3 protein-coding genes and 1 pseudogene are annotated in these 5,862 nt (G+C 62.2%); 2 read left to right on the plus strand and 2 right to left on the minus strand.

The window, feature by feature from the left end; translation table 11 throughout:
• Positions 1-188 (minus strand): annotated as a pseudogene (locus ISS20_RS22995) (amino acid ABC transporter permease); the annotation flags it as partial.
• 150 nt (positions 189-338) lie between these two features.
• Between ISS20_RS22995 and hemH the strand changes: the two are divergent.
• Positions 339-1,454: a ferrochelatase gene (gene hemH, locus ISS20_RS23000; protein WP_291439891.1), complete on the plus strand. Its 1,116-nt coding sequence runs from the start codon at positions 339-341 to the stop codon at positions 1,452-1,454.
• Positions 1,455-1,652: 198 nt separating this feature from the next.
• The gene (locus ISS20_RS23005; RefSeq protein WP_291439893.1) at positions 1,653-4,136 is read left to right on the plus strand and encodes a Lon protease family protein; all 2,484 of its coding nucleotides are present in this window, start codon (positions 1,653-1,655) and stop codon (positions 4,134-4,136) included.
• 170 nt (positions 4,137-4,306) lie between these two features.
• Here ISS20_RS23005 and ISS20_RS23010 read toward each other — a convergent pair.
• Positions 4,307-5,862 (minus strand): AAA family ATPase (locus tag ISS20_RS23010; protein WP_291439895.1); only part of this gene is annotated, 1,556 nt, incomplete at its 5' end.

Genomic DNA, 5,862 nt, shown 5'->3' on the forward strand with positions numbered 1-5,862 from the left:
ACCTCGATGTACGCATTGATCAAAAACCGCAGCCAGCCCGGCCCGCCGGTCTTGCCCCAGGCGCAAAAGATGGCCACCACCAGCCCCAGCAAGGTGGCGGTGAGCGACAGCTGCACGGTGATCCAGGTGCCCTTGAGCAACAGGGGCCAAGCGGCAAACACGGCATCGAACTGGAACTGGTAATTCACGGTGAACAGCGGTTATTCCAAAGTGGCGCCAGTTTATGAAACCGGTTTCATGAACGCATCAGGGAATACCCGGCACCCGTCCAAATCGTCGTCGGACCCAGCCCAAAGGCCTCGGTCCGCACGGGTAGGGCGCGTGGGTGAAAATGCCGCATGCCTTCCTTCCACCCCGAACCCCCCTTCACCCACGGCCAGGCCGAACGCACCGCGGTGCTGCTGTGCAACCTGGGCACGCCTGACGAACCCACGGCCCCAGCTGTACGCCGCTATCTGGCGCAGTTTTTGGGCGACCACCGCGTGGTGGAGATTCCCAGGCTGCTGTGGATGCCCATCCTGCACGGCATCATCCTGCGCACGCGCCCGGCCAAATCCGCCGCCAAGTACGCGAGCGTGTGGACGCCCGAGGGCTCGCCCCTGGCGCACTGGACAGCCAAGCAGGCCACGCTGCTGCGCGGCTGGCTGGGCGAAGCGGGCCACGCGGTGCTGGTGCGCCATGCCATGCGCTACGGCAACCCGTCCATCGCGAGCCAGCTCGATGCGCTGAAGGCCGAGGGCGCCACGCGCATCCTCATCCTGCCGCTGTACCCGCAGTATTCGGCCACCACCACGGCCAGCGTGTTTGACGCCGTCTACACCTGGGCCGCCGCCACGCGCAACGTGCCCGAGCTGCGGTTCGTCAACCACTACCACGACGCCCCCGGCTACATCGATGCCCTGGCGCGCACCATCGAAACGCACTGGAAGCACCACGGCCAGCCCGACCAGCTGGTGATGAGCTTTCACGGCGTGCCCGAGCGAACCCTGCACCTGGGCGACCCCTACCACTGCGAATCGCGCAAGACCGGCCGCCTGCTGGCCGAGCGCCTGGGCCTGCGCGAAGACCGCTACCGCATCACCTTCCAGTCGCGCTTTGGCAAGGCCAAGTGGCTGGAGCCCTACACCCAGCCCACCATCGAGGCGCTGGGCAAGGCGGGCACGCGGCGGGTGGACGTCGTGTGCCCCGGCTTCACCAGCGACTGCCTGGAGACGCTGGAAGAAATCAACATGGAAGTACGCGAAGCCTTTTTGCACGCGGGAGGCCAGGAGTTTCACTACATCCCCTGCCTGAACGACACCAGCCACTGGATCACCGCCCTGAGCCGCGTGGCGCAACAGCACCTGGCAGGCTGGCCCATCGAGGCGCCCACCGCCGCCGCACTGGCCGATGCGCGCAGCCACGCGCTGGCAGGTGGCGCCCCCACCGGGGTATGCCCCGTGGCGCACAAATGACGGAATGACATAGTGATGGCCCACTGGTGGCACCGGGCCAGGATGTATGGGCATGCCTTGGTCAACCACTACACTATTGATAGCAACCAGGGCATATTGCACTAGCGCATTTGCCCGTTTTGACTCATATTTTGGTGAACGGGTGCCGCCAGGCCGTCCCAGACGACCCCGCACCACCACCACCGCACACCCGCACCGATGCCCGCTTTTGCCCTTGCCCCCCACCAGCTTCGGCTGACCATTGCCCCCGAATCGCTAGGCTTTGCCAGCACCACCGAGCTGCAAGAGCTGCCCCTGCCCTGGATCGGGCAGGAGCGCGCCCAGGCCGCCGCGCAGTTTGGCCTGGCGATGCAGCAGCCGGACTACCACTTGTTTGTGCTGGGCGAAGTGGGCAGCGGCCGCGCGTCGCTGCTGCGCCAGGCCATGCAGGCCGAAGCAGCCAAACGCGCTGTACCACCCGACCTTTGCTACCTGCACCACTTTGACCAGCCCGACCGCCCCCGCGCGCTGCGCCTGCCCGCAGGCGAGGCCCGCCTGCTGCGCCAGGGCATGGCCGACATGGCGCGCAGCCTGCAGGCCGACATCCCCAAGCGCCTGACCAGCCCCGACTTCAAGGCCGAGGCCGAACGCATCGAGAAAACCTGGCAAGCCCAAGAGAGCGAAGCCTTTGCAACGCTGGACGCTTTTGCAGAGGCGCGCCAGTTCCGCCTGAGCCGCGAGGCCGGGCACATGGTGTTCACCCTCACCGGCCCCAAGGGCCAGCCGCTGACCGAAGGCGAGGCGCGCGCCCTGCCCCGCGAGCGCCGTGCCGAGATCGACGCCGCCGAGCTGGAGCTGCGCGCAGAGATCGCCAAGTTTCTCGAAACCACCCGCCCGCTGGAGCGCACGCGCGACGACGCCCTGGCCGCACTGCGCCGCCAGACCATCAAGCCGCTGGTGGAGCACGCGCTGCACGGCATCCGCCAGGGCCTGCGCAAGCAGATCAAGGACGCCGTCAAGCTCACGCAATGGCTGGACCAGGTGGAGCGCGCCGTGCTGGACCACATCGACCTGTTCGAGCCCGGCGACACCGACCAAGGCCAGGACGCCGAGGACGACCGCAAGGACGCGCTCGACGACCTGCTGGCCCGCTGCCAGGTGAACGTGGTGGTGGACAACCGCGGCCGCACCAGCGCCCCGGTGGTGGTGGAAGACAACCCCACGGCCCGCACCCTGTTCGGCAGCATCGAACACGGCGCAGACGCCGACACCGTGCAGGCCGACCACGCCAGCATTCACGCGGGCAGCCTGCTCAAGGCGCATGGCGGCTTCATCCTGCTGCACCTGCACGACCTGGCCGCCGAAGAAGGCCTGTGGCCGCGCCTGCGCCGCTTTCTGCGCTGCGGGCGTTTGCAGATCGAGGACGGCGGCGGTGGCGGCCCCGCCCATGCGCCAGGCGGCGCAGTGGCACTGCAGCCCGAGCCGGTGGACGTGGACGTGAAGATCGTGCTGATCGGATCGGTGGAGGAGTACTACGCCCTGCAAGAGGCCGACCCCGACGCCGCCCGCCGCTTCCGCGTCAAGGTGGACTTTTCAGACCGGTTCATCGCCACCCCCGCCACCCACCAGTCCTCGGCCATCCTGGTCGCGCAAGTCTGCAAAAAACGCGGCCTGCCCCACTTTGCCGCCGACGCTGTGGCCCTGCTGCTGGAGCAATCACACCGCGAGGCCGACGACCAAGGCCGCCAAAGCGCGCGCTTTGCCCACACCGAAGCACTCGCCATCGAAAGCGCCGCCCTGTGCCAGGCCCGCGCAGGCACCCTGGTGCAAGCTGCCGACGTGCAAGCCGCCCTGGCCGCCCGCACCCTGCGCCACAACCAGCCCGAAGAAGAACTGCACGAATCCATCACCGAGGGCGAGCGCCTGATCACGCTGCAGGGCTCCATCACCGGCCAGATCAACGCCATGACGCAGATCGACCTGGGCGACTACCGCTTTGGCTTTCCGGTGCGCATCACCGCGCGCACCTTTGCCGGGCAAGAGGGCCTGCTCAACATCGAGCGCGAAGTCGATATGTCTGGCCCCATCCACGACAAAGGCGTGCTCATCCTGCACAGCTACCTCACCGCGCTGTTCAGCCATGTAGCGCCCTTGGCGCTCAACGCGTCCATCGTGTTCGAGCAGGAATACAGCGGCGTGGAAGGCGACTCCGCCTCGTGCGCCGAGCTGTATGCGCTGCTGTCCAGCCTGTCAGGCCTGCCCCTGCGCCAGGGCATTGCCGTGACCGGCGCACTGAACCAGCACGGCGAAGTGCTGCCCGTGGGCGGCATCAACGAAAAGATCGAAGGCTGGTTCCGCGCCTGCGCGACGGCGGGGCTGGACGGCACCCACGGCGTGCTGATCCCCGCCCGCAACCAGCGCCACCTGATGCTGGACCGCAGCGTGCTGGACGCGGTGGAGCGCGGGCTGTTCCATGTCTACACCATGGGGCATGTGAGCGAGGGGATTGCGCTGCTGACGGGCGAGGCGTCGGGCATGAGCCCGGCGGAGTTGCTGCAGGCGCAGGCCGATGAGCTGGCCGGAGGCGCGGCCACGGTGGAGGACACGGTGATGCAGCGGGCAGAAGTGACGCTGCGGGCGTATCGGCGGGCTTGTCAGGTGGCGGGGGGTGCGCGGAGGGCGCGCGTGGTTCGGGGGCGGTAGATTGGTGGTGGCCTGCAAAATTGAATGCTCGGCTTTCCGACTGCTTCGCAGCGATTGCTGCCCATCGACTCCGCAACTTGAATGACGGCTCTTTGCAGTGCGCAAGTCATTCCGTGATAGCAGTAAAGAGTTGCACGCAGTCGGAAACCATCTAGGTAATACCGGTCGATTCAACCTGCTCGCTCCGGCTCTCCAATACTTTTTACCAACGAGTTGTACTGGTGTGGATCTTTTTCATAGATCTTATCCAGAACATAATTGGCCAATTTTGGAATCTCTGGTATCTCCACGGGCTTCATGCTTCGATCAAAAATTGACTCTAAGTGCGAGAGCTCGTTGTTGAGACGATTGATTAAAGCGACCGCTAAATCATCATCACCAAAAAACTTTTTCATGCGCTCAAAGCTGTCGTTTTGATTGTCGTGGTGAGGATATTTGTAAAAAAGAAATGCCTCAAGAAATTTTCGCAAATTATTGCCAAATGAATAAAAAGGCTCATGCGAAACCTTTGCATATTCTGCATCACGACACTTGTAGATCTGATGGAACAGGTAATTGAATTCGGTGATGTATTCTTTGAGATAAGAAGGCATTAGCGAGATGGCACTGGCGCCGCCGTTTCTCTCAATCAAGAAGTGCTGGCTGCCTCCGTGGTTCTTTTCCGGCGGCTGAGACAGCTTCTTGAGATACTTCAAGAAATCCAGATTGTGCGTTGAAATAAATAGTTGTTTGTAGCGGTATGAATTTGAGCCATCTTGATTCTTGTTGGGCTTGGCAATCAAGCTTTCAATCAAGCTGAACATGAAGAAAATGTGATTTCCGTCCAAGCTTGAAATCGGATCATCAATATAAATTATTAATTCTCTGCCTCTGCTTTCTGGATCTTCAAGTTTGGCCATGAAGTAGCAGAATGCGATGAGGCTGCATTCGCCTTCGCTCAGGTTGTACGCCGACTTGCCGTTGCGGGTGATCTCAAACTTGACAGTCGCTTTGTCTGCACCATCGCGCGCTTCCAACTTGATTCCGTCATGGCCGAAGAAGTTGTTGAGCAATGCATTGACTCTTTCCGCCCCCTTGCGCTCGTCCTTCTGTTTGGCCCGCAATGTCTGGACCTCAGCCTCGGCTTCACGAATCTCTTTTTCTGCATCGGTGAATGCCGTGCTTGCGGTATCAGCGGTGGTCTTGAGGGTGGCAATCCGGCCAAGCTCCTTGTCATAGGTTATGGCCTCAGCGAAGGCGAAGACATCAGCCAGGCGAAGCGCCTCTCTCGCACTGGTTTTGTCTTTTTCTAACGTGGCAGTCTTGCCGTTGCTCGTGCCGATCAGCGCATTGATGTCGGCAACGTGCTTTGCGATTTCCTTTGCGTCATGGGACGGAGCCTTGAGGGTCGTGGGCTGGAACAAGTTGTTCTTCCGAGTCTCAAGCGAATTCTTCAGCGCCTCCAGATCCTTCTTGTAGACGGCCAGAGCTTGAGACAGGGCCTTGCTGCTGGTTTCAAACGCTGTGCGCTCGTCAGCGTAGAACTGAGCACCGGCGAAGGTGTTGAGTCCCGCGACGGTGCCAATTTCGGTCGTCACTGACTTGATAGTCCGCCCTGAACAATCCACAAGTAGTTGATTTGACACGTAGTTCTGCTGATTGATGGGCGCAGGATTTGCAAGGTATGGTTTTGCCATTACCTGTTTTCTTGCAAATTCCTCCGAGGAGTTCCATGGGTCCAAAGCCT

The organism is Acidovorax sp. (assembly GCF_016783915.1).
Lineage (GTDB): Bacteria > Pseudomonadota > Gammaproteobacteria > Burkholderiales > Burkholderiaceae_C > Acidovorax.

Bases quoted from the DNA above. Each gene is read 5' to 3' on its own strand.
- hemH (WP_291439891.1), top strand. From the start codon at position 339: ATGCCTTCCTTCCACCCCGAACCCCCCTTCACCCACGGCCAGGCCGAA.
- ISS20_RS23005 (WP_291439893.1), top strand. From the start codon at position 1,653: ATGCCCGCTTTTGCCCTTGCCCCCCACCAGCTTCGGCTGACCATTGCC.